Here is a 23,365-nt window from a genome sequence, read left to right on the forward strand (position 1 = left end):
CGTCTCGGCGTTTTCGGGCTACCAGACATCAAGCGACAACGATCACGACCTTCTATCAGATTCAGAGGTAGAATTTATGGATGTCTACCGACGACTCGACACCCAGTTTGACGAAGTGTTTCGCGAGCCAGTCGCCTGCACATTTTCGCGCCTGGTCGCGAAGAAAAACGAGAAAGTCCCAATCGGCGTTGTACTTGCTTGTGGGACTAAGCGCACCCATGAATTCGTCGTCGGCGATGCTGTGGATCAGCACATGTTTCAGCCCTTCGACGAGGCGTTTTGCGTGACAAGATTGGTGACGAAACTGACCGCCCGCATCTCCCGCATCAGCGACGAATTGAAGCTGATCTCGTTGATGCGGTTCAAAATATCGACAGCGGTGCGCGGCACCTCATTACGAAACAGCGGATTGATATGAACGATGACAATGTCGGTGCTCTTGCAGTCGTAGATCAGCGGGAAGAGCGCCGGGTTTCCCATATAACCACCGTCCCAATAAGCTTCGCCGTCGATCTCGACCGCGTGAAACATCGTGGGAAGACATGCCGAAGCCATCACGGCAGAGATTGAAATTTCCTTTCCGGCGAAGACCTTCACCTTGCCAGTACGAACGTTCGTCGCAGAGAGGAAGAGCTTGACCGGGCAGTCCGGGCGCCCCAACACGTTAAAATCGATCGATTGCTCGACCACTTCACGAAGCGGGTTATAGTCTGAAGGGTTGAACTCATATGGCGATAGGACGCGTGTCACGAACCCCATAAGGGAGAAAACAGGCGACCAGTTCAGCTTGTGATCCCCCAGCATTTGGTCGATAAAACTTGGCTGCAACGGCCCCGACCTGGCCGCATCGCTGACGCGCTTCCAATAGTTGGTAAGCGCTTTGCGTGCTCCTTCGCGACCGCCGATCGCAAGCCCATAGGCAAAGACCGCCGCATTCATCGCTCCGGCGCTGGTTGCACTGAGCCCCTCGAAGGCAAGACCTTTCTCGTCCAGGAGTCGGTCGAGTACACCCCAGGTAAACGCACCGTGCGCTCCGCCCCCTTGGAGAGCCAGATTGATGGTCCTGGAGGATACCGGTTCGTGGCCGGCTCTCCCAGCTGCCTCGAGCATTTCCGCTGATTTCCGCTCTGAAGTAGCCATTGCCGAACCGCGACCCTGGTCGCCCGCATGCATGTCGCCGCGAGAACCTACGGCATAGTCTTTCCTCCGCCTATGCAAAAACGGCAAATGGCTGCCGCTTCGTATCAGAACGCCGCACTTCCGAATCTGGCCGATTCCGTTGAAAGGCCGGAAGTAGTTTGTTGTAATGGCGCGAGCGCCGACGCGGCCGAAGGATGGCTCAACAGTTCTTATGCGAGCCTTGGGGTTGGCATCTTAATCAGCTTGGCCATCATGCGGAGGTTCTGGGCGGTGGCTGCAAGGGTGAACTCGTCAGGCGCGCCGTTTGGACCTCGCAAACGTAAACGGTCGAGTTTGATGTGGGAAATGCACCTGCGAATATTCCTGTCGTTATTCATGAATACCTTTTGCGCTTGAGGTGCGCGAACAACATCTCGATCTTCTTGCGGAGCCGACCCGAAGTTCGGCCCTCCCACGGATCTTGCGATCCGGCGTGCCATGTCGCGAGCGCCCTCGTAGATTGAGCGCGGTACCCGCCGTGAGGCCTGCTTGGGGTCGGGACTTCAATGCGCAGCGATCACAATCGCGCTTGCTGGCGAGGTAACCCATGGTGGCACCATCATTCACCAGCGTTCCGGTCGTAGAAGAACTTTGCCACTGGGGCAACGATAGACGTCCCTGGCATGGTCATAGGTCAAGTCGTCGCGCGAGAAGATCCCGTCTGTGCGAGCCGATTTGTCGGAGACTGTAACATGCGGCCCGATGCCATGCGCGTAGACCAGCCAGGCGAGCATCTCGGCCGAGCCGTAGCTGCTGTCACCGATGAGCCGGCTCGGATAGAGGTCAAACCGCTCCAGCGAGCGCTCCATCATGCGCTTGGTGGCCAATGCCTGCGCCTGCCGGATTGCCGTCGTCGCCTCAACACCGAAGATGATCGCGTTCTCGATGTCGATCAGGTAGTTCGTCGAGTAGGCAAAAAAGCTTGGCCGCCGTGCGCCCCCGTCCAGCGCGCCGCCGGGTCGGAGGGCGACACAAACTTCGGGGTAACCTCGGTCGCTGCTCCGAAGGCTGCATCATCGAGGACAGTTGGATACTCATCGATGGCTCGTCCGGCAGCCGCCGGCGGAAGTCCCTTGTCGCTCTCGGTGCTCTTCTGCCGATTGGCGTCGGCCTTGATCAAGCTCGCATCGACTGCAAACCACCGACCAGCCGCTCCTCATGCAGCGGCGCAACTCGCTCTCGAACACGCGTCGGAAGAGATCGCTCTGCCTGAAGCGGCCGTGCCTGTTCTTGGAGAACGTCGAGTGATCCGCGGAGACTGAGCCGGCAGAACCACCGGTAAGCAAAATTTGGCGCAACTGCATACTGTGACTGGAGTCACAGAGCGTGCCAGATGGCTTGCAGCGATTTCGCCCGCATTCTGCGCGGGAGGTTGTGCGCTGAGACTAATCGGTTCAAGCTGGATAAACGCCAGCTCGGAACAGATAATTTCCAGAGCGATCTCAGTTGCTGAGCGCGAAAAGCAGCAGCAGGCTCGTTCGCAACCGCAATAACGGCGGCTCGACACAGGGCCATTGTGGCGAGGCTCACATGTTTAGCACATCCTCGTCACGCGGTACCTCGGCCTATTTTGAAAGTTTGACGCGAGCCGGCCAACGAATCAAGGTGGCGGCAAGGTGGTGGCGTTCGCGCTCGTCGCCGCGGTCGTTGCTGCAAGTTTGAACGCCACGTTTGGAGATACGCCGGCCGCACGACGCTTTTCGCAACCGGGCCTTCAGCGGATCGGTGATTATCTACGACATGAGATCGCGATCGGTAAAATTCCCGGCGCGATCTTTTTGATCCAGCAGCACGGAAAGCCAGTCTATTATGAGAAATTCGGCCTGCGCGACGTCGCAACCAAGGTACCGATGACGGATGACACCATCTTTCGGTTCTATTCGATGTCGAAGCCTATCACATCGGTTGCCGTGCTGATGCTGGTGGACGACGGCAAGCTGTCGCTCGATGACCCCCTCTCCAAATACATTCCGGCCTTTGCCGACGTAAAGGTCGGCGTGGAAACGCCCGACGCGACTGGAAAGCCAGTGTTTACGCTGGAACCGCTCAAGCGCCCGATCACCGTACTCGATCTGATGCGACAAACATCCGGTATCACCTACGGGTTTTACGGCGACGGCCCCGTGCAAAAACTCTATCGGCAGGCCGACCTTTACGGCGGCGATTTTGACAACGCCGAGTTCGCTGCGCGCCTGGCGAACCTGCCGCTCGGCGAGCAGCCGGGCACGACATGGACCTATAGCCATTCCGTTGATGTGCTCGGGAGGGTGATCGAGGTGGTTTCGGGACAATCGCTGTTTCAGTTCGAGAAGGAGCGGCTGCTGGATCCCCTTGGCATGAGCCATACCGCGTTTTTTGTCGCGGACGAGGCGAAGCGCCCGTTGGTCGCCCAGTTCCTGCCGGATGATCTGATAGACCCGCCCATTGCTGGAATCAGGGACCGATGGTGCATAGGCGCTGGGAATCCGGTGGTGCCGGAATGGTAGGGACGACCGGCGACTACGCGCGCTTTGTGCAGATGCTCCTGAATGGCGGCACGCTTGACGGACGACGCTATCTGAAACCGGAGACGGTGGCCCTGATGACGTCGGACCAAATCGGTCCCGGGAGCGGAATCGCACCCGCCAATGTCTATTTTCTGGCAGTCCACGCCGGATTCGGATTGGGCGTTGCCGTGCTCACATCGCCGCAGCCGAAGAGGCCGTGGCCGCCAGGCATATATGGATGGGATGGCGTGGCCGGCACCTTTTTCTTTGTTGACCCGAATGACGATCTGTTCGCGATCTGCATGATGCAGTCACCATCGCACCGCGGGCGGATCGAGACGGAGCTGGCGCCGCTGATTTTCAATGCGATGGTGAGGTAGGCTGCCAAAGCTTGATCGACTTCAGGGACCAATCGCGATTGCGTTAGCCCGCAATGCATTCAGCTCCTACCTCGAGTTGCCCGCGTCACTCCTTGGCCGCGCCGGCGAGGTGATCGCTTTGCATTGAATGAGTCCGGTATTGATGCTGTGGACGGCTCCTCCACCGGCACGAGAGTGCCAAGGAATGGGAGCCGTTTGAGGCTCCTACGATTCGGAGGAGCAGCCTATGCAGTCAATTTCGACAGTCGGCCTGGATATCGCGAAGTCGGTCTTTCAAGTGCATGGCGTTGATGCAGCCGGCCAGGTGGTCGTACACCGTCAGTTGCGGCGCCGGTACGTCCTGGCGTTTTTCCAGAAGCTGCCGCCATGTCGAAGCTTGCGCTTCATCGCACCATTGGTCCCGCGAGCTGCAGGGGTTGGGGCATACGGTGCGATTGATGCCTCCGGCCTACGTGAAGCCCTACGTCAAGCGGCAGGAAAACGACAGCACCGACGCGGAGGCGATTTGCGAGGGGGTCACGCGACCCAATATGCGGTTCGTGCCGACCAGGACGGCCGAGCAACAGAGCTGTCTGATGCTTCACCGAGCGCGCCATCTCTTCATCCGCCAGCAGACGGCCGTGATCAACTCAATCCGCGGCCTATCTCGCCGAGTTCGGGATTGTCGCCCCTGTCGGGCGCAGGGGTGTCGAGCAACTGCTGGAAGTCGTCGCCGATACAGCCGACCCCCGGGTCGCCGAGGTCGCTGCGTGTGCTCTCGGCAGTCAGTTGCGGGCATTGAAGGCTCAAATCCTGGAGTTCGACCGACGCATCATCGCCTGGCATCGATCAAGCGCGACGAGCAAACTGCTGGACGCGATCCCCGGCGTCGGGCCGGCGTTGGCAACAGCCTTGGTCGCCAGCATTGCGGATCCCAAGGCTTTCCGATCGGGACGGGAATTCTCGGCCTGGGTGGGACTCGTGCCGAAGCAGAACGCGAGCGGGGGCAAGGACAAGCTTGGCAGTATCGGCAAACAAGGCGATCGCTATTTGTACAGCCTGTTCACGGCTGGCGCGCTCGCCGTCATCCGGTATGCCAAGATCCATGGCACCGATCATCGGCCCTGGCTCACTCGATTGTTGGCCCGGCGCCCCGCCAAGGTTGCCGCTATCGCACTCGCCAACAAACTCGCCCGGCATGATGGCCCGGAACGAACGCTACAAGCAACCCGCCGCTCTCGCGGCGTCAATGAGATCACACGGGAAAGCCCGGCGTGACGTAACGGTTGGGAAGGCGAACACAAGTAATGCAGTGCCGGTCGATCCGGCGATCAGGACAACCCACATGGGCCATAGCATCCTCGAATGCGAAGTATTGACCTGATCCGCGGAGGGCATTATGGCCAGCGGTCATGTGAACCGCGTAAACAGGCGGAACACATGGCTGCTCCGACCAATGCTGCGACGTGAAGATTCTTCTTGCCAACCTGGAGCCGTCCACACATGGCCCATCGCTTCCGTTGACGCGGTGCGTCGGCTGGTCTGGTATCGAGGGTAGAGCAGAATCATCGCCTGCGGTGTATACCGCCGCCTTTGACCCAAAGCGGTTCTCGAACTTGGCCCGCGACTCACGCAACAAGCTGTGAGGGGCGACCCGCTCTGGTCGGTCGGTCGTTTGGCGGGCGACGAAGAGTAGCAAGCGGCCGCTCGTTAAATAATTCGCGATAGGCAACTGAAAAGCGACCGAGTTCCCAGAACCCATGTGACATGGCAATCTCCGTGACCGTTGCGGAGCAGGATGTTGCTTGCTCCAACGCGCGGCGAACAAGGTGCATTCTCCGCAAGTTTAGATAACGGATAGGCCCCATTCCCAAGTGGTTCTCACAGGCAGCCCGCAGCGTTCGCTCAGCTACCCCGACAGCCGCGCAGACCTGTTCTAAATTCAATGGTGAATTGGGGTGCGCATCTAAAAATGCCTCGAACCGGGCAACGATAGTCCTGTGTCCTGGCCCAGCCATCTTCATTTTCGAAGCATTGCAATCGGTCAGACAGGCGAGCAAGGCGTGGGTCAACTTATGCTCAACCGCGCGAATAACCTCGGGAAACTCTAGAAGCTCCGGGGTCGCATTGGAGAAAGCTCCGACCATCGCATGTAGTTCAAGCAATCGTTTCATCAGCTCTGGCGCGGGCCGGAGAAAGCGGGCGCAGGGCTCCGGTTGCCATTCGAAACCCATCATCGATTTGGACGCTGCGGCAAGATCGCTCGGCCTAATTGACACACCACCGAGGCGGTATCTTCCGGTTGTCACGACGTGCTGCATGTCGCAGTCGTTGGCGCACAGTTCACCCGGCGAAAATAGCTGGCCTCGGTTGTACACCTCCGGCTGATCTTCGGTCAGGAAGGTGAACACCTTGCGGTCCGGCCTGATCGCGCCTCTATGCACACGCGACAGAGTTTCCTCGAAGCGTTGCATCCACAGTTGGTCCAACGTCACTTGCGTGAGCTGGGCCTCGAACACCCCCTTCGAGGTTGGCAATACCTCTATATCGGCGGACCGGATATTCGCTGAGTACTGCGCAGGGTCAGCGAAAAGGAGGATTCTACTACGCTTCACTTTTGTGCTCCGATGGTACGCATACACCCTGAGCGAGCAACAGCACTGAGCCTAATATGACTAAAGTCCCAAGACTATGCAAAATCGGCCAAAATCGACAATTATTGAGCGATGCCCAAATCGCATAGGTTGTGTGTCGTAAGAGCGACAGACTTCTCAGCGCGCGAACAATCAAGCATTCTGGAGCGCTTCGGGCGGTGATCAAGGAAGGAGAGGAGCGATGAGCGAAGCCATTGACCGCAGTGCAGTGCGGCGAAAGGCGAGAGTGCGATGCGACGGGAAGCCGCGTCCCTGCCACCATCATGCGAGCAGGAGCGGTTGCTGCAGTTGGCAGATGGATACCGGATGCTCGCGAGCCTCAAGAGGTGCTTCGAGAAGTGAATTGATCGCCACCACTGGCCAACTGCTTCCGTTGTTGGCACATCAGCGAAGTCGTGGCGCGCCATATTGAGGATCCGCTCAGCGGCATGGCGGACTACATTTGCTCAGGTTGAGTTCTTCGCATTTTGACCCCGAGCCGACATTGAACCCTAGCCCAATAGCGGCGCATGGAGTGTCGACGTCATCCCGTTCCCGACATAAGGTGCTCGAAACCGTGCACGAGATAGGTCGATCTGCCCACCTCGCGTTTTTTGACCCATAGGGCCTCAGCACTGCAATAGGAATTCCACTAACGAGAAGGTGGCTGCTTAGCCGGTTTCCAGTCGCGCGCGAGCTTCTGCGCTTCGGCTATCTGAGCTGGGATCATTTTTCGTTCGGCCATTTGTATTAGGGTCGTGGCCGCTTTTTTCTCACCCTGTGCCGCCGATAGACTGAACCACATGTGGGCAGGGACATAGTCCTGCGGCACACCTCGGCCTTCGGCGTACATGACCCCGAGATGGAGCATGGCGACAGCATGGCCTTGCTCGGCAGCCCTCTGAAACCAGATCAAAGCCTCACTAAAGTCCTGCGGCACCCCTTTGCCGTTTACGTATTGATTCCCGAGCATAAACTCGGCGATGGCGTCGCCCTGGTCTGCAGCCTTCCGAAACCACGTCACGGCCTCGGTATCGTCCTGCGCCACGCCTTGGCCGTAGAGATACAGGGTCCCGAGATTGGACTGGGCCAGGGCGTAGCCTTGCTCTGCAGCTTTGCGAAACCATATTGCTGCGGCAGCACAATCTTGCTGCACGCCGTGGCCCGCCACATACATTAAGCCAAGATTGAATTGGGCTGCGGCGTCACCATCATTGGCCAGCGGACGAATAAGACGCAATGCCTTGGCGTAGTCGCCTCTGGCGTTAGCATCGACCGCATCCTCGAATGGGCCAGCGGCCACAGGTGCGGCGAAGACTGACGCTAGAACGACGGCGACGACCATGAGCTTGAGGTTCATCGTCTGGCAACTTTGCTCTTGGTCACACTCGATTGCCAATAAGCAATCGTGAGATGGCGGTTCGATGAGCCGCAAAAGCCTAGCCGTAAGCGAATACAGTGTCTCTGGCGGCAAACGAGCAAGAGACGGCTGCTTCATGGCTGAATATGCGACCTAACACCGGCTGGCATCGCGTTGCAGAAAGAGACGCCGGCGAAAGCGAGCCGTTTTTTTTTCACTCGTTGGGGTCCGAAAATAAAATCAGTGGCACAAACTGCATACTCAAAATTTCCAGCTATGAGAGGTGGGTTACCGAATGTGGCTCTTGGGTCGCAGTACTGATCTTTTTTACGACAGATCTTCCCCATTGAATTTTACATGATGAACCCTGGTCGCCTAGGGGTTACGCTGTCACCGAGTTGTATTCGGAGGCGACACATCTTACGAGGCACGACATGACGGCGAGAATTGCACTGCCAGCGGCGGAGAGTGAGCGACCGAGATTAGCACGTCGACGGAGACTTGGCGTTGCTGCGATTGTCTTGGCACATGCAGTCATGTTTTTTTCCGATTGTGCGCGGGCCGATGAAAGCGGCGTCAGTTTCTGGATCCCAGGCCTCTTTGGAAGCCTCGCGGCCACACCGCAACAGCCGGGCTGGTCATGGGCGAATATCTACTACCATACCTCCGTATCGGCCGGCGCCGACGTCGCGCGTGCGCGTGAATTCACGCTCGGCAGGGTGCCGGCGAACGTAACCGTCAACGCAAATCTGAATTTGAATCTCCACGCCACCGGCGACCTTGGATTTGTGCTCCCGAGCTATGTGTTTGCAACGCCGGTGCTCGGCGGCCAGGCGTCGGTATCCATGTTGGCCGCCTATGGCGTCGTCGGCACCAGCCTGGCGGGGACCTTGTCCGGCGTGGCCACGGTGCCGCCGTTCGGTAGCGTTCCCTTCGCGCGGTCCGATACCATCAGCGACACGACATGGGGCTTCGGGGATCTCGCGCCGATGTTCCAATTGAAATGGAACGCCGGCGTCCATAACTACATGACTTACATCACGGGCGACATCCCGGTTGGCGCTTACCAATCCGATCGCCTGTCGAATTTAGGCATCGGACACGGCGCGATCGATGCCGGCGGCGGCTACACCTATTTCAATCCGCAGACCGGCCACGAAGTCTCCGGTGTGCTGGGCTTCACCTATAATCTCAAAAATACTGCGACGCAGTACCAGAGCGGCGTCGACCTGCACTTCGACTGGGGTGCATCGCAGTTTCTGTCGAAGCAGGTGATGGTTGGCCTCGTCGGCTATGTTTATAAGGAACTCGGCTGCGATAGCGGCTCAGGCGACCGTGTCGGCTGCTTCCAGTCTCAGGTGGTCGGCATCGGCCCCCAGATCGGGTTCCTTTTTCCGGTCGGCGACATGCAGGGCTATCTCAATTTTAAGGCTTACGGAGAATTCGCTGCAGAAAACCGGCCAGCCGGCTGGAATACCTGGCTGACCTTCTCGATCTCGCCGCCCGCGCCCGGAGCGCCTCCGACGACAAAACCGATCGTCAGAAAATATTAAGCCAAAGCTGCCGACCTTCAGGTCCAAAAAAAGGGAGCTGAACGTGAAATGCATGAAGCTGTCGCTGGCCGTCATCTGCGTGCTATTTGCATTGCATCTGCCCTTGAGTATTGGAAGACTCACTGCTCGCGATGCCGATCATGGCTCTGATACCTTGGTGCGCGCTCAGATCGCTAAAGAGCAATGCGTAAATACTTGCCGTGCACGCTATCGCGACTGTCGTCGTCTGAACCAGTTAGCATCGTTCGAGTGTCGGGGGATTTACCAGGACTGCACCCGATACACTTGTACTGGCTCAGGACCAGGATGACCGACTTGCCTTTTCCGCCGTAAGCGGCAACGCCAGCCGACCTCTCCATCCATGACCGCGTCGACGATCTGACCGAGTGATGTTGCGCTGCATGAGTTCGTTTGTGGCCCAAGCCGTGCGAAAACCGTGCAACTTGAGGCCTACCGGCGCATTCCGCGGCCGCCGAAGCCTTTGATGCGATGGGGTCGACCTCCTGTTCTCTTGGGGGCAACCAGAAGCTTCATCTAAGCGCTAAGTCGCGCAGAGGCCGGCCTCACGCCCGCATCGCCTCCAGCAATCCGCCTACGCCCACGATCGTCATCACACGCTTCATGTTGTAGGCGAGTACGTTGAGCGCCATCTCTGTGGCCACCTTTGGCAGCTTTGTCGTGAGAAAGTGCGTTGCTCCCATCCAACACTTCATCGTGCCGAACGGTTGCTGACGGCGGACACCCATTGCAATGGGGTTATGGTCGAGCCGATGCTGAACTTTCCCCAGAACTGCCTCGTGCTCCCAGCGCGAGATGCGGCGCTCAGGGCCTGTCGTGCACTGAGCTTTTAGCGCGCAGGTTTTGCAGGTGCTTGTCCAATAGCGGAGCAGTGTCTTTCCGCCCTCTACGTTCGTATAGTGATAAGTTAGCCGCTCGCCGGCGGGACAGCGATAAACATCGGCGGCGGCGACATAGACGAAGTCCTGCTTGCCGAAGCGGCCTGCTGCTTTGGCGACCGAAGTCAGCGGCTTCGGTAGCGTCACCGTGATGTCGGCTTCCTCGCAAGCCCTGATCTCCTCTCCATCGTAATAGCCGCGGTCTGCCACGACTTCGAGCGTCTCGACAGCCATCTCGTCGCGAGCCTGCCCAGCCATGTTGGCGAGTTGTTGGCGATCGTTACCCACGCCGGTCACCTCGTTAGCCACGATGAGATGATGCTGCGTATCAACTGCAATCTGCACGTTATAGCCAACGATCCCAGTGTCCTTGCCACTTGTCGCCATCGTCAGCGAGATCTGCTTGTCCTCGCTCTTCATCATCTCCGCATTATCGCATTGAGCCGAACGATCTCCTCTTTGAGCTTCTCGATCTTGCCCTTCAACCTCGCAACCTTTGCCTCTGGCACTGCATCGCCGTGCCGATCGGCGGTCTCGAGCTGCGAGAGATGCCGGGCGATGCTCTCGTCGATCCGCTCCAGGCGCCGCTTCATCTTGCCTCGGTGAAGTTCTTATCCCGCGCATTGACGGCCTTGAACTTCGATCCATCGATGGCGACGCTCGCTGCAACAAGTAGATCAAGCTTGCGGCACAGCGCGACGAACTCGCGGCAGACCTCCCGAATGGCCTTGCCGTTGTCCTTGCGGAAATCCGCGATGGTCTTGAAGTCCGGCGCCAACTGCCCGGTCAGCCAGATCATCTCGATACTGCGCTGGCATTCCCGCTCCAGGCGTCGGCTCGACGGCACGCGATTGGAGGTAGCCGTAGATGTAGAGCTTGAGCATCATGCCGGGATGGTAGCCAGGTCCCCCGTGTCGAGTGGCTGCACACCACCGAAGCCGAGCTTATCCAGATCGAGTCCGTCGACGAACGCGTCAACCGCACGCGCCGGATTGTCCTCGGCCACGTAGTCGTCGAGCGATGCCGGAAACAGTGTGCTCTGCCCGCGATCCAACCCTTCAACAAAGCGCTTCATCAGATGCCCCGCAAACGCAGGGAATCTTACCGCGCGAATCAAGGCAAACAGAGCATTTTCACACAGCCGGGCCCATCGGAGAAGTGGCGACATCGCTCCACGAGGTCCGCTTGGTGAGGCATGATCGATCGTTTTTTTAGGTAAGCCCAACGCTGGGGTCGCTACAGGCTGGCGGTTTTCTCATTCGCAATATGCACGTTGGCAGGCATGTAGTTCCCGTAATTGATTAAAGGCTTTGAAGAATTGTCGTTCAACATCTGAGTCGAGTGTTGCGGCTTGGCTACATCAACCTGCAGGCGAACGGAATAGTATTGACCACGCAGGTGGGCATCGTGCCTTTTTTGAACTTCTTTCTGGGAGATTTCTCGTAATGAAAAAGCTTCTGATTGCCGCGGCCGGGATGATGGTCGTGAGTCTATCTGTCCCCGCGTCGGCGGCTGATTTGGCGGCGCGTCCTTACACCAAGGCGCCGCCGCCGATTGCCTCTCCCATCTATGACTGGACTGGTTTTTACATCGGCGCCAATGGCGGGTGGGGCCAAAGTCGCGGTTGTGTGGATTTCGTCACGCTCGCAGGAACAGTGGCGGGTGGTTGCGCTTCTCGCTCCGGTGGTCTTGTCGGCGGACAGATCGGGTATCGCTGGCAAACCAATCAGTTTGTGTTGGGATTGGAAGCGCAGGGCGATTGGGCCGACATCAAGAACACGCGCGTCAGCCTGATCGATCCCCTGCTTTCGACCACAGGGAAAACCGACGGCATTGGCCTCTTCACGGCCCAACTCGGTTGGGCGTGGAACGCGTCACTGCTCTACGTGAAGGGTGGTGCGGCCGTGACCCACAATCGTCTTGATGTCTTCAACAACCTCACCGGCGTTGGTCTTGACTCGGCCAGCCACACGCGCTGGGGCGGTGCCTTGGGCGTTGGCTGGGAGTATGGCTTCGCGCCGAACTGGTCGGTCGGTGTTGAATACGACCACCTCTGGATGGGGAATGACAACCGCACCTTCGCGGGCGCAGGTGTGCTCACACCCGGTGGCGTTACCCTCCTCGGCGACAGGGTTAGCCAAGATGTGGACATGGTCACCGTTCGGTTGAACTATCGCTTCGGTGGCTTCGGTGCCCCGATTGCGGCGAGATACTGATCGCACTGGACTGCGCGAAGCCCTTTCCGGGGGGCCGACTGTGTAGCAATGAGTGAGACTCGGCTGTGAATTTTCAGGTCACGGTGTTGAAGATTTTGGTGTCCTATCCGGGCGGCTTCGCTGTGATGGACGACATCAAGCGCGACATGGCGATCTTGGCGACCAGTGGTCGAGACTGGGCCGACCGGACCAAGCGGCTGGCGGCGCGCGTGCCGGACCTCGATATATTTTCGCAAGGTCTGGTTGATCGCGAAAGCGGCGGGTGGAAGATCACCGACAAGGGGCGGGCGGTGCTTGAGTTCATGGAGGCACGCACTGTGCTCGACCAACCGCTCGAGGTGGTTCCGGCCGAGACAGTCGGTGCGTCAGTGCCTCCGTTGCCGCCGCTCGCGGAGCGAGCGAAGCGAAGGCGGGAACGGCGCGAGCGTCGTCGCGAAGGACGCGAACGAGCTCGAGCGACCGCGTCCTGAAGGCGTAAGCGCGTCAGAAGGCAGCGAAATCGGGGCCGTGAAACATGGCCGCGACAAACGAGAGCAGCAGTCCCAGGCCGCAGAAGATCGCGATGGTCTTGAGTTCCTCCGCGCCGTCACTCGGGCGGACCGCACTCGACGCTATCGTTCGGTCTGCCGAACGGCCTGATCGGCAGGCAGGTCGCGGATCGCGTCATCAAGGCTCATCGTCGACTCCCTTAGCGACCAAGGCCCGCTCCTGCGGTTCGTTCCTGCGTTATGGAAAAAGCCTCACATTGTTGCCTATGTGGGGCGAATAGCATTGCACGTTGCGAGTCAGCGCTTTGCGGGCGGAGAGCGATCGACAGAAACTTCACATCGGAACTGCAAAGTCGAAAGACTGTTGTTTCAGGCGCATGGGCGCATCGAGTCTCGGAATATGCAAAACTTCGCCAATGCGGCGTTTCCCCCAGATGTGAGTTGAGGCTATGACCTCAGCCCTGCATGCTGCCGTGGCGACGCTTCCGGAGCCAATTCACTCGGCGCACGCCAATATTATCGCTGAATCAATCCTGCGTACCGCTAAGGGTGGAGAGCGCGACATGGCGACCCTGCAGAGAATAGCCCTTATGGAACTGCACCTGACGGGGCCGGGCCTAGGCGGCCACGTAAACGGAAGCCGCACTCCGCAGGCAATATCAGTTTCTTCGACATAAGCGAGGAGGCCAAGGATGATGTCAGGTTTAAGCGAAGACGACATTCGCGCGAGAGCCTACCAGCTGTGGAGGGATGCCGGCGAACCGAGCGGGAAGATGGATACGCTCTGGTATGATGCCGAGAAACAACTCCTCGCCGAACGATCAGCGCAAGGCGAGCTGCCTCCGGGCATGACGGACAATCTACTGTCTAGGCCACGTCCCCTGGCGGGCCATTTGCTTGGCGTATCCCATCAAACCATAGCGGGGACCCCTGCGGCATTGATCGCGCTGAAAGCGCGAGAGGGTTTTCCACCGACCGGATCGATTTCTCGGCCGCGGGCCCCAAAAAGGCCATCGGTCGTCTGGAATATTTGAGGTAGAAGCTGCGAGAGCCCATCCTTCATCAAAAATGCTGAATAATCGAATTCTTGTTGACCCGTCGGGCAAAACAAGGGTTCATAAGATGCTGGTCCAATGCGTGAGAGGCCAGCATGTCGGAAGAAGCTGAACTATCGTGCGAGCTGTCCAAGGTCGCGAAGCTGAATGGGGACTTCCGCAGGAATTACGGCACGCTGCTCGGTGCCTTCCTGTATCTGCGCTCGATCAGTGCCGCCCGCGGCCGTTCGTGGTTTTGGACCGCAATGACTTCGCTCCTCGGCTCCGCGGCGCTGGGATGGCTTAGCAAGCTCGGCTTTCCATCATTGTGGTGACAGCCATTCAACGACGCGAGGCAGATGTGCGCATACCTCAGTCGTCTCGAGCAACGCGCCTACCGGCTCTCAGCCGTGGCCAGAAGTCGACCCTTGTGATGACAGGCGGCTTACCGGCAATCACCGAAATGCCAAAGCCAACCCAACGGTCCCTACCAGGAGCCCGACTAACGACGGCTGAGACATCATCGCCCCCAAATGCACTCGTCTGAACCGGGGCTAAGGCTTGCGGCTTCCCGGCGAAGCAAGGTCGCATTTTGGATGCAACAGAACGATGACAACTTAAAGACCAACTGCAGTCGCTCCGCTTAGTTGTGTATCGGAAGAATGCAACTTGATGCCATCGACGAAATCTCGGCCGTTTCGCCCATGTTTCACTATTTCTCACCCCCTGGGTGATGCCTCGCAGTCGCGAACCCGCTAATTCTGCAAATATCTGCGCCGGTATCTGAGAGACCGTTGTACGTGGTGAATTGGTTCACACGTGTCTTGTCGGAAGAAACGTAAAATGTCGCTCGAACTTCTCCAATCGAAGTCACGAGCCAAGACTTGATCGCATTGGATTTACTCCTGGCAGTCTTTGCAGTCGGAGAGCTTTCATGCAGAAATTCTCTTACGAACCTTCGGCCTCCGAGCGTGGCCTGTTACGAAAATGGCGGCTTGCCGTCGTCGGCTTTTATGGATCGTTGCTTGCGTTGATCGTCGTGTTCGCGTTCGCGACCGACCAAAACGTCCAGGTCGTTCACAAGGATTCGCTTTTAGCTTCTCGGAAGTGAGTGTTCGCTGAAAGGCAATTCTGGAAAGCGGCTATGGAACGGATCCTTGATCTGATCTACGACGCGGCCGGCGAGCACGACCTGTGGCCTTCGGTTCTCACCGCCATTGCCGACGCGACGCAATGCGAGGGCGGAATACTTTTTGGACAGTCCATCGCCGCGGAGCAGGTCTACTTCGACTATAACGGCCGCTTGAGCGCGGAGTGCAATCAAGTCTACCAGGAACGCCATATGCAGAATCCATGGTCGGTCGGCATGGAGGACAAGCCTGTCGGTCGCCTGGTCTTGTCTGACGAAGTTGTACCCCTGAGCAAGCTCGAGAACTCGAGCTTCTACGACGAGGTGTTGAGGCCTCAAGGTGTCGTCCATAATGCGATGATCGCCCTTGCAGCAAAAGACGATTTCCGCGTCGCATTCAACATATGCCGACGCAGAAACAATGGTGAGTTCGGGTCCCTGGAGCGGAAGACGCTTGAATTTCTGGCGCCCCATTTGTGCCGATCGGTCACCCTGGGTTTCCGCCTCTCTGGGTACGCGGCACTCCGCAACGCGGCGTTCGACGTCATCGAGACATTGGCGGACGGTGTCGTGCTGATGGGACCCCGCGGCTATGTCCTCTTTGCAAACAGCAAGGCCTGTTCCTTGGAAGAAGAGGGCACGCTGCGGCTCCGGCCGTCAATCGCTACGTGGTCATCGCTGCATTCGCGACGCCTCATCCGCATGATTGGCTCGACGTTGGCGGGAGGCGCCGGTGGAATGATGAGCCTGCCTTCCTTTGATCGGAGTCGGCTCCCGACCGTGGTGGTTGTTGGGTTGCGAAGCCGGGAGATAAGTGTCCCAGCCGAAGCGTATATTTGCCAAGCTGCCTGCGCAGCTTTCGTGATCGATCCCACGCGCAGAGGGACGGTAGCGACGCGGCAGTTGGTAGATGCCTACGGCCTAACCGCAGCCGAGGCGCAGGTCGCAGTTTGTGCTTTGTCCAGCGGCACAACCTCGGATTTGGCGCTTGGCCTCGGGCTCTCTCGCAATACGGTCAAGACGCACCTGAGACGGGTTTTCGCCAAGACAGGAACGAAAAAACAGGCTGAACTTGCGGCTCTCCTTGCTGCCATCGGAGTTGTAAAAGGGCAAGTTTAAGCGTACGCATCCGGCGGACGCCGTCTTGTCTGACGCGCTGTAATTCGCCAAGCGTGTGACCTTAAGTCTAGCTTTAAGGTCATCAGGCGATGCGGGTCGAGATTTTGGGCGGGCTGGAGCGTCGGCGGCGCTGGTCGCAGGATGACAAAGCGCGGCTTGTCGAGGAGACGTTGGCGCCGGGCGCAAAGGTGACTGCGGTTGCGCGTCGCAACGGAGTAGCGGCCAGCCTGGTGTTTACCTGGCGCCGACAAGCGCGGACATCCGAGCAGGTCATACCATCTTTTGCGCCGGTGCAGATCGCCGCTACGGAAGCGGAGGAAACTCCGAAGCTTTTACTTGCGGGTGATATCCGAGGGCGGGCTGTAGTGGCCGCGCGCGTTGGATTGATCGAGATCGACCTTGGTAACCGGCGACGCATCCGAGTGGACGCGCACGTTGATCCAGAAGCGCTGGCGCGGGTCCTTGAGGTGCTTGAGCGCCGATGATTGCAATACCGGGTAATGTGCGGGTGTGGCTTGCGACCGGCCATACCGATATGCGCCGCGGCTTCCCGAGCCTTGCGCGGCTGGTCCAGGAGAGTTTGAAGCGTGATCCGCATGCCGGTGATCTCTACGTTTCCGAAGCGGCTGGAGCGAGGCCGCTTTTTGTGGCCGTCACTGGCGGACGGCGTTGTGACGATCAGCGTTGCGCAGCTATCTTATCTCCTCTCCGGGATTGATTGGCGAATGCCGCAGGCAACCTGGCGTCCACAGGCTTCCGGTTAAATCGAGCGGGATTTTTTGCGACGAATATGGTTGATTCGTCTTCGTGACGACGCCCGCCGATCCGCTTCCCGCCGACCTTGCCGCTGCGATGCGATGATCATTGCGCAGCGCGAACAGCTGACGCTGGCGAAGAGCGAAGTGACCGTCGGCCGGCTGGAAATCGAGCGGCTGAAGCTGATGCTGGCCAAGGCACGGCGAGAACAGTTCGGGCAATCTTCTGAACGCGGCAAGCTGCTGGTCGAGCAGCTCGAACTCGCCATCGAGGCTGAGATAGCCGATGGTCGAATGCCTGCGGGTAGTGTAAAATCGTTCGATGTAGTCGAACACATCGGCGCGTGCCTCATCTCTGGTTCGATAGATCTTGGTGGCCGTACGCTCGGTCTTGAGCGAGGAGAAGAAGCTCTCCATCGCCGCGTTGTCCCAGACGTTGCCGGAGCGGCTCATGCTGCAAACGATGCCGTGGTCGGCCATCAGGCGCTGGAACTGTTCGCTGGTGTACTGGCTGCCCTGGTCTGGAATGATGCAACAGCGCATCCGGCTTGCCGCGCCGCCAGACGGCCATCAACAATGCGTCCGTCACGAGCTGTGCCGTCATGGCGGCACTCATCGACCAGCCGACCACGCGGCGTGAGAACAGGTCGATCACCGCTGCGACATAGAGCCAGCCTTCGGCCGTCCAGAGGTAGGTGACGTCGGCGATCCACTTCTGGTTCGGCCGCTCGGCGGCGAACTGCCGGTCAAGGAGGTTCGCCCGTACGGTCTCGAGCTGTCGATCGCCGCTGTCCTTCGGCAAGCGCCGACGTCGTGGCCGGGCCCGCAAGCCTTGCAGGCGCATCAGCCGCTCAATCCGGTGCAGGCCACAATCCGCCCCGTCGGCGAGCAGGTCACGCCACACCCGGCGTGCGCCATAGGTGCGGTCGCTGGCGGCGAAGCTGGCCTTGACCTTGCCGCCGAGCTCCTCGTCGCTGCGGGATCTGGGATCTGGCGCTGGGGGAGCGGTTCAGCCAGGCATGCAAGCCCGACCGCGACACTCCCGGCGCATCGCATAGCCATGCCACCGGCCAGATCGTCCGGTGCTTCGCGACGAAGGCGAACTTCATGTCGCCTTCAACTTGGCGACCTCACGGCGCAGCCGATCGATCTCCTGCTGCTCCGGCTTCATCTGCCCGAAAGGCTTGCGCCGGGTCGGAGCCCAACTCCTTCACCCATTTGCGGAGAACATTCTCATGAACATCCAGGTCACGGCCGGCTTGCGCCACCGACACCCCACGTTCCCGGACCAGCTTGACCGCCTCGACCTTGAACTCGCGACTGAACTTTCGTCTCTTCATCGCCCACCTCCGGCTTCATGAAACACCTAGTCTCGGTGTCCATCAAACCGGCAGCAGCTCAAGCAATTGCCGAAGCGATGAAGATTGTCCAGGGAAGACTGGGCGCTGGTGGTGATCCATTCGTTGTGCGTGAGGACGGCAAGGTCTTCTATAAAGCTGGCGAGGCGTGACCCGCCCACGCCGCGACCTGGCTAATTTACAGCATTTCCGGAGCGGCACGACGTCAGTTCTCGTGGCCCTGATCTAAGCAACACTGCTGCTGCTCGGGCAAGTGGCGGGCGAGCGCAAGGGGCGTGCTCGCCGGCCGCTCCGCCAGCTCGACGGTTAGCCAGTATGGATCGGCTCTCGTGCAAAATCCCTGCTTCGGAAGGAGCAAGCGACCTCAGCTTTGGAAGGGTGATGAGCTGAGGCCGCTTACGCTTCGGAACGGAGGCGAATCCAACCGACGCTCAGCGAGGGTAGGCTGCATCCATTTCCTTCGCATGGTACACTTGTGAACAAAGCCGCCGCGAGTTGGCTCGCGTGCTTTATGTCTCGTGAATGTTCTCCGTCTTGCGCGAAGGGCCTCGCGTTGAAGCTTCCGAATTTCGATAGGCTTCGGTTTTTCAACGGGGGTGTGCTTGGTCCCAAAACTATGTTGCCGCGCTCGGCGTGAGCGTGGAAATGACCTGCCCGCCGCAACAAGGACAATCCGGGTGCGAACTGATTTGTGAGCCCGGCAGTTCACGCTGGCGGGCCCATGTGTTAGGCCTAAGGGGTGCCGTGCCGATCGTGCGGAACGTCGCGGCGTCGCCGTGGGAGCTGTCCCAGGACAGCTCCTGCGGCCTTTGCCTTCTCATTTCACGGAACCTCAAGCGCCCCAAGGTGCTGGCCTGTTTCCATCGCTAGCTGCCTGATTGAAAATTGCAGTGGCTGTTAAAACCGTGAGGGGTGCTACTCTCCTCAACCAGACGAGACGGATGGTCCTTTCGTCCAATCACAGGAGACAGACATGAACGCGCAGAAAAAGAGCTGAGCGATCGTGAAACAGCGAACGTGAATTGATGATCAGGGAACTGGATGGCGTGAGCGGCGGGATGAGGAATAGTGAAACCCAAGCTTGGCAAGCCTTTATGAAAGGGTTTGACAAGGGATGGACGGAGTTCCGGGTCGTTCTCCTCGAACCAGATTTCCGCGGCTTCGACCTTGGCAAAGACCTTGATGTGCTCGACGTCGCCGACCTGCTTGGCGGTGTTCACGTAGACGAAGACGGTCATTGATCTCTCTTCAGCTTCCGCTGCCCGCAGCGCGGCTCTGTGCCCCTCGTGAGCTGCGGGACGTGGTGCCGGTTCAATGTCGGCCGTCGCCGGTCAACCGGACGTCGAGCCGCGGTTGCCTGGACCGCCGCTTGTGACCAATACCGACCCCGCGAGCGTCTCCCGCCAGGGGCCGCTTGTGACCCAAAACGGGGCACGTTCGATGAGTGGCGAGGCAGAAAGTCTGCTCTCGTTCACCACATTTAAACCTTAAGATTTTACGAAGGAGGGCTCACCACAGGCCACAGGAAACATGCGAACACCCTTCGTGCAGAAGCCATCCGTGGACTTCGGGCAATGAAGGTTTTGCAGGCCAGCTTTATCATGTGCGTCATCGCATCCGTGGGACTCTATCTGGCCGGCGGCAACACACCGGCCGCGACGGAGCCAGATGTCATGCCGGAAGCGGCAGCGAACATGATGGCTCCTGCGGACATGGTGACGCCTGCCTTGTACGCCGAGGCATCCGCCAGACTTGCGGCAGCGCTTCGGGCAGAAAGATCAGAGCTTGGCTCGGCGACGTCAGCAGGTTCCGGGCCGTTGAGCACCGGAGCCCAGATCGTCGATGAACCCGTCGCGCCAAAATTGGCGTCGTTGGGACAGGATATCGTCCAACTGCTGCCGGCAGAACGCGATGCGTCCAACGATGCTCCGAAAGCGGCGTCGACGCAGGATTTCCGTTATCTGGTCTACTACGTCTGGTCCGAACTGCCGCCCGCCGAGAAACCGGCGGAGATCGTCTTGCGTGCGTTCAAGGACATTCCGGTCGGAACGCCGGCCGAAGAGATCAAGCGCGCTTCCGACGCGTTTGGTCTCGATTTCAATTTCATGATGGCGGTTGCCAAGATCGAATCCGGTTTCAACCCCAATCAACGCACCGGGTCGTATATCGGCCTGTTTCAGCTGAGCCTATATGAGTTCGGGAAGTTCGGCTTCGGGCAGATTCGCAATCCGCGGGACAACGCCGTTGCGGCCGCCTACAAAATCATTACCGAAGGCGTTCAGTTCGAGTGGATCACGCACCGGGCGCCGGACATGAGCGACCTTTACCTGATCCATCAGCAGGGCTGGGAAGGCGCCGCTGAGCACATCAGCCGGCCCGCTCGCACCGCCTGGAAATCCATGTGCGCTACCAGCGAAGGCAAGGAGAAGGGCGAGAGGTGGTGCAAACGCGCGATCTGGGGCAATGCACTTCCCGCGTTCAAGCGCACCTGGAAATCGGTGGACAACGTGACGTCAGAGGCGTTCGTCGGCATGTGGCGCGGCCGGGTCGCCGAATTCTACACGAAATATGTGGCGACCGCCGCTGCGGCGGCAAGCCAATAACTCAGTTGTCGGCAGGGCCTTGCCACGATGGCACTGCCTTTAGCCGCCGTGCCGAAACAGACTCAGCGGGTAGACCAAATCCGCTCATGGCCCTGGCTGTGTGAAAACGCCGTACCCTCTTATGATTCTCTCGTGGCTCTGCGGGAGGAATCGATGAGGCGCTTCATTGAAGAGGCGGATCGTGGGCAATGGACGCTGTTGCTTGAATGCCTCGATGATTTCACTGACGAGAGCAATCCGGTTCGGGATGATCGATGTGTTCGTCGATACGCTTGATTTGGCCGAGATGAGTTTCGATGGAATTGAGCCTGCGCGACTGGTCGGCCATCGTACCATCCCTCGGTACTTCTTAAGCTTTACATCTATGGCTATCAGAACCGGGTGCGGTCGAGCCGCAGCTGGAAAGAGAGGCCGGACGCGATGTCGAAGTGATGTGGCTGTTGGGACGGCTTGCTCCAGATCACAAGACGATCGCGGACTTCCGTAAGGACAACGGCTTGACGCTGCGCAAGGTCTGAGATCGGCACCCATGCCTACAATCTCACCCTGGTTCGCGTCACCGGGCTCGAGCTCGACGAATTGCTCGCACAACTGTCGATCTTCGTCGAGGGACGGCGCCTCGATGACGATGTTCAGATCGTCCTCAGGTGGAAGGGCGGCGCCAAGGGCATGCTCTGGGCGAACCAGATCGCCGTCGGCAATGAGAACAGCCTCACCTTGCGCGTTTCGGCAGCAAAGACGGTCTTGAATGGTCGCAAGAGAATGCGAACCGGCTCTGGTTCACGCCCTACGGCTGGCCGAAGCAGCTCCTGACTCGGGCGCGCCGGCGTTTTTGGGCGAGGCGAGTCGAGTTGCGCGCTCCCCCTGGTCATCCCGAAGGTTACCTTGAAGGTTTCGCGATTTATGCCGAGGCAGCGTGCGCCATCCATGCCCGGCCAAAAACCAGGTCCTGAGGTGATCTTCCCAACCGTTGAGGATGGTCTGGCAGGCGTGAAGTTCATCGATGCTACCGTGAAGTCCGCAACATGCAACGAACGGTTTGAGGGCAAGCCAGCCTATAATCTTCTTGCCTCAGGAGATGGAAAGGCATTTGTCTAGCCGGCCGTCCCAGAGACGGATTTCGAAATAACGACCTCTGACATCTTTGCTGATCTGAGCAGAGGGTAGCCTTGGAGTTGAGACGTCGCCAGCAAAGTGGACGACAATCTTCGTTACAATCTCCTTCAGCAGAACGGCAATATCGACCCGCACCGCATAGGAGCGCTCTTGGTTGGTGGAGAGATCTACGATCTTATCGATGAGCTTAATCAGCTTGTCTTTTTGCTCGCCTTGAAGCCTTTCCGCCAGAGCAGGGTGCGCCAAAAATCCTAAGAGGGTAATTTCGAAGTCTCGATATGTCCAAGCGGTGCGACTGCATCCGACGCCATTCAGAACCTGCTCGCAGGCCAGCACCTGAATATTTGTGACATGGTGCAGTACGACCTCGTTGCCGCAATAGGCGCACGTTGGAAGACCTGCAAAGATGTTCGCGAGTTCATTTCCTTTGCGACCGCGGTTCGCGAGGTTCTGCTTGCGAGCGATCTGCGCGGTTTCATATGTGTTCCTGTCAATGACCGCGGGATAGTGGTTTGGAACCGGTGGTCCGTTCGGGATGCCCTTTTTGTGACCACCTGCAAAACTCTTGGGTTGGTACTCTCCGTAGGTCGCGCGGTTTCTCAGCATGTAATCGATCGTGGTGTGATCCCACGTTTCGGATTGCGTGAAGGTTGGCACCTTTTTCTCATCGAGGTAGTTGGCGATGGCGTAGCTGCCCATTCCGCCGATCGCCAATTCAAAGATGCGCCTCACGATTTCGGCGCGTTCGGGAATGAACAAGTAGCGTTCGCGATCCTCGCTCAGTCCAAGCCAGCTTGGCGCTGCCGAAATTTTCTTATTGTCCGACATTTCGGGGCACCCATCTGAACGCACACACGCAACGCTATTTAGTTGGCTCGATTCGGCTTTTCCACTGCCCAGGGCCCAAACAAGCGTCGCGACGTTTGGGCTTTTCGGGTGGTTCCCCTGTTTGGCAAAGAGCGTCACACCCCTGTGAACGGCGATTATTCTAGCAACAACAAGGAGTTACTCGACTTGCAGCATGGTCACTGTTGCGTGATTTTTGTGCAACACCCGCCCAGATTCGAATTGTTCGAGGCCG

At 58.7% G+C, this 23,365-nt stretch carries 15 protein-coding genes and 9 pseudogenes; 16 read left to right on the forward strand and 8 right to left on the reverse strand.

The window, feature by feature from the left end:
* Positions 1–61: 61 nt before the first annotated feature.
* Positions 62–1,110: pseudogene (locus FXB40_RS41550) on the reverse strand (patatin-like phospholipase family protein).
* A gap of 239 nt (positions 1,111–1,349) precedes the next feature.
* Positions 1,350–2,469 (reverse strand): annotated as a pseudogene (locus FXB40_RS50605) (transposase); the annotation flags it as partial.
* A 326-nt stretch (positions 2,470–2,795) separates the two neighbouring features.
* On the opposite strand from FXB40_RS50605, the pseudogene FXB40_RS41560 reads away from it, so the two are divergent.
* Positions 2,796–4,045, forward strand: a pseudogene (locus FXB40_RS41560) (serine hydrolase domain-containing protein).
* Positions 4,046–4,271: 226 nt separating this feature from the next.
* Positions 4,272–5,221 (forward strand): annotated as a pseudogene (locus FXB40_RS41565) (IS110 family RNA-guided transposase); the annotation flags it as partial.
* 431 nt (positions 5,222–5,652) lie between these two features.
* Here the strand turns inward: FXB40_RS41565 and FXB40_RS41570 are convergent.
* A complete protein-coding gene (locus FXB40_RS41570) occupies positions 5,653–6,498 on the reverse strand; it encodes a helix-turn-helix domain-containing protein (protein ID WP_148778052.1) in 846 nt (281 codons plus the stop codon).
* Positions 6,499–7,309: 811 nt separating this feature from the next.
* A complete protein-coding gene (locus tag FXB40_RS41575) occupies positions 7,310–8,017 on the reverse strand; it encodes a tetratricopeptide repeat protein (protein WP_148778053.1) in 708 nt (235 codons plus the stop codon).
* A gap of 536 nt (positions 8,018–8,553) precedes the next feature.
* On the opposite strand from FXB40_RS41575, the gene FXB40_RS41580 reads away from it, so the two are divergent.
* Positions 8,554–9,570 (forward strand): SphA family protein, encoded by a 1,017-nt coding sequence (locus FXB40_RS41580; RefSeq protein WP_246208282.1) that lies wholly within the window; start codon positions 8,554–8,556, stop codon positions 9,568–9,570.
* Positions 9,571–10,133: 563 nt separating this feature from the next.
* Here the strand turns inward: FXB40_RS41580 and FXB40_RS41585 are convergent.
* Positions 10,134–11,541 (reverse strand): annotated as a pseudogene (locus tag FXB40_RS41585) (IS1182 family transposase).
* A gap of 370 nt (positions 11,542–11,911) precedes the next feature.
* Here FXB40_RS41585 and FXB40_RS41590 point away from each other — a divergent pair.
* From FXB40_RS41590 to FXB40_RS50610, 9 genes and pseudogenes are all read left to right on the forward strand, one after another.
* Positions 11,912–12,682, forward strand: coding sequence for an outer membrane protein (locus FXB40_RS41590; protein WP_148778055.1), 771 nt, complete (start codon positions 11,912–11,914; stop codon positions 12,680–12,682).
* A 65-nt stretch (positions 12,683–12,747) separates the two neighbouring features.
* The gene (locus FXB40_RS41595) at positions 12,748–13,152 is read left to right on the forward strand and encodes a hypothetical protein (RefSeq protein ID WP_148778056.1); all 405 of its coding nucleotides are present in this window, start codon (positions 12,748–12,750) and stop codon (positions 13,150–13,152) included.
* 713 nt (positions 13,153–13,865) lie between these two features.
* Positions 13,866–14,204 carry a DUF2934 domain-containing protein gene (locus tag FXB40_RS50230; RefSeq protein WP_148778074.1) on the forward strand — a complete coding sequence of 113 codons (339 nt, stop codon included), beginning with the start codon at positions 13,866–13,868 and terminating at the stop codon, positions 14,202–14,204.
* A 116-nt stretch (positions 14,205–14,320) separates the two neighbouring features.
* Positions 14,321–14,539: a hypothetical protein gene (locus FXB40_RS41610; RefSeq protein ID WP_148778057.1), complete on the forward strand. Its 219-nt coding sequence runs from the start codon at positions 14,321–14,323 to the stop codon at positions 14,537–14,539.
* 599 nt (positions 14,540–15,138) lie between these two features.
* Positions 15,139–15,315 carry a hypothetical protein gene (locus FXB40_RS48450; RefSeq protein WP_187437501.1) on the forward strand — a complete coding sequence of 59 codons (177 nt, stop codon included), beginning with the start codon at positions 15,139–15,141 and terminating at the stop codon, positions 15,313–15,315.
* Between the two features lie 33 nt (positions 15,316–15,348).
* On the forward strand, positions 15,349–16,452 hold the full coding sequence (locus tag FXB40_RS41615; RefSeq protein ID WP_148778058.1) for a helix-turn-helix transcriptional regulator: 1,104 nt from the start codon (positions 15,349–15,351) through the stop codon (positions 16,450–16,452).
* Between the two features lie 89 nt (positions 16,453–16,541).
* Positions 16,542–16,937 (forward strand): IS66-like element accessory protein TnpA, encoded by a 396-nt coding sequence (tnpA, locus tag FXB40_RS41620; protein ID WP_148778059.1) that lies wholly within the window; start codon positions 16,542–16,544, stop codon positions 16,935–16,937.
* 111 nt (positions 16,938–17,048) lie between these two features.
* Positions 17,049–17,216 (forward strand): IS66 family insertion sequence element accessory protein TnpB, encoded by a 168-nt coding sequence (gene tnpB / locus FXB40_RS41625; protein ID WP_430648182.1) that lies wholly within the window; start codon positions 17,049–17,051, stop codon positions 17,214–17,216.
* Positions 17,217–17,259: 43 nt separating this feature from the next.
* A pseudogene (locus FXB40_RS50610) lies at positions 17,260–17,480 on the forward strand (transposase domain-containing protein); the annotation flags it as partial.
* On the opposite strand, the pseudogene FXB40_RS41635 reads toward FXB40_RS50610, so the two are convergent.
* Positions 17,481–18,547: pseudogene (locus tag FXB40_RS41635) on the reverse strand (IS3 family transposase); the annotation flags it as partial.
* 35 nt (positions 18,548–18,582) lie between these two features.
* On the opposite strand from FXB40_RS41635, the gene FXB40_RS50020 reads away from it, so the two are divergent.
* A complete protein-coding gene (locus FXB40_RS50020; protein WP_283813014.1) occupies positions 18,583–18,717 on the forward strand; it encodes a hypothetical protein in 135 nt (44 codons plus the stop codon).
* A gap of 714 nt (positions 18,718–19,431) precedes the next feature.
* Here the strand turns inward: FXB40_RS50020 and FXB40_RS41640 are convergent.
* Positions 19,432–19,803, reverse strand: a complete 372-nt coding sequence (locus FXB40_RS41640) for a hypothetical protein (protein WP_148778060.1) — start codon at positions 19,801–19,803, stop codon at positions 19,432–19,434.
* A 336-nt stretch (positions 19,804–20,139) separates the two neighbouring features.
* On the opposite strand from FXB40_RS41640, the gene FXB40_RS41645 reads away from it, so the two are divergent.
* From FXB40_RS41645 to FXB40_RS41655, 3 genes and pseudogenes are all read left to right on the forward strand, one after another.
* Positions 20,140–21,168 (forward strand): lysozyme family protein, encoded by a 1,029-nt coding sequence (locus tag FXB40_RS41645; RefSeq protein WP_148778061.1) that lies wholly within the window; start codon positions 20,140–20,142, stop codon positions 21,166–21,168.
* A gap of 153 nt (positions 21,169–21,321) precedes the next feature.
* Positions 21,322–21,683, forward strand: a pseudogene (locus FXB40_RS49620) (transposase); the annotation flags it as partial.
* Positions 21,676–22,266: pseudogene (locus FXB40_RS41655) on the forward strand (Gfo/Idh/MocA family protein); the annotation flags it as partial. The pseudogenes FXB40_RS49620 and FXB40_RS41655, both read left to right, overlap by 8 nt.
* On the opposite strand, the gene FXB40_RS41660 reads toward FXB40_RS41655, so the two are convergent.
* Positions 22,240–23,112, reverse strand: a complete 873-nt coding sequence (locus FXB40_RS41660) for a recombinase family protein (RefSeq protein ID WP_148778062.1) — start codon at positions 23,110–23,112, stop codon at positions 22,240–22,242. The pseudogene FXB40_RS41655 and the gene FXB40_RS41660 sit on opposite strands and share 27 nt — an antisense overlap.
* Between the last annotated feature and the right edge of the window lie 253 nt (positions 23,113–23,365).

This window comes from Bradyrhizobium rifense, assembly GCF_008123425.1.
Classification (GTDB): domain Bacteria; phylum Pseudomonadota; class Alphaproteobacteria; order Rhizobiales; family Xanthobacteraceae; genus Bradyrhizobium; species Bradyrhizobium rifense.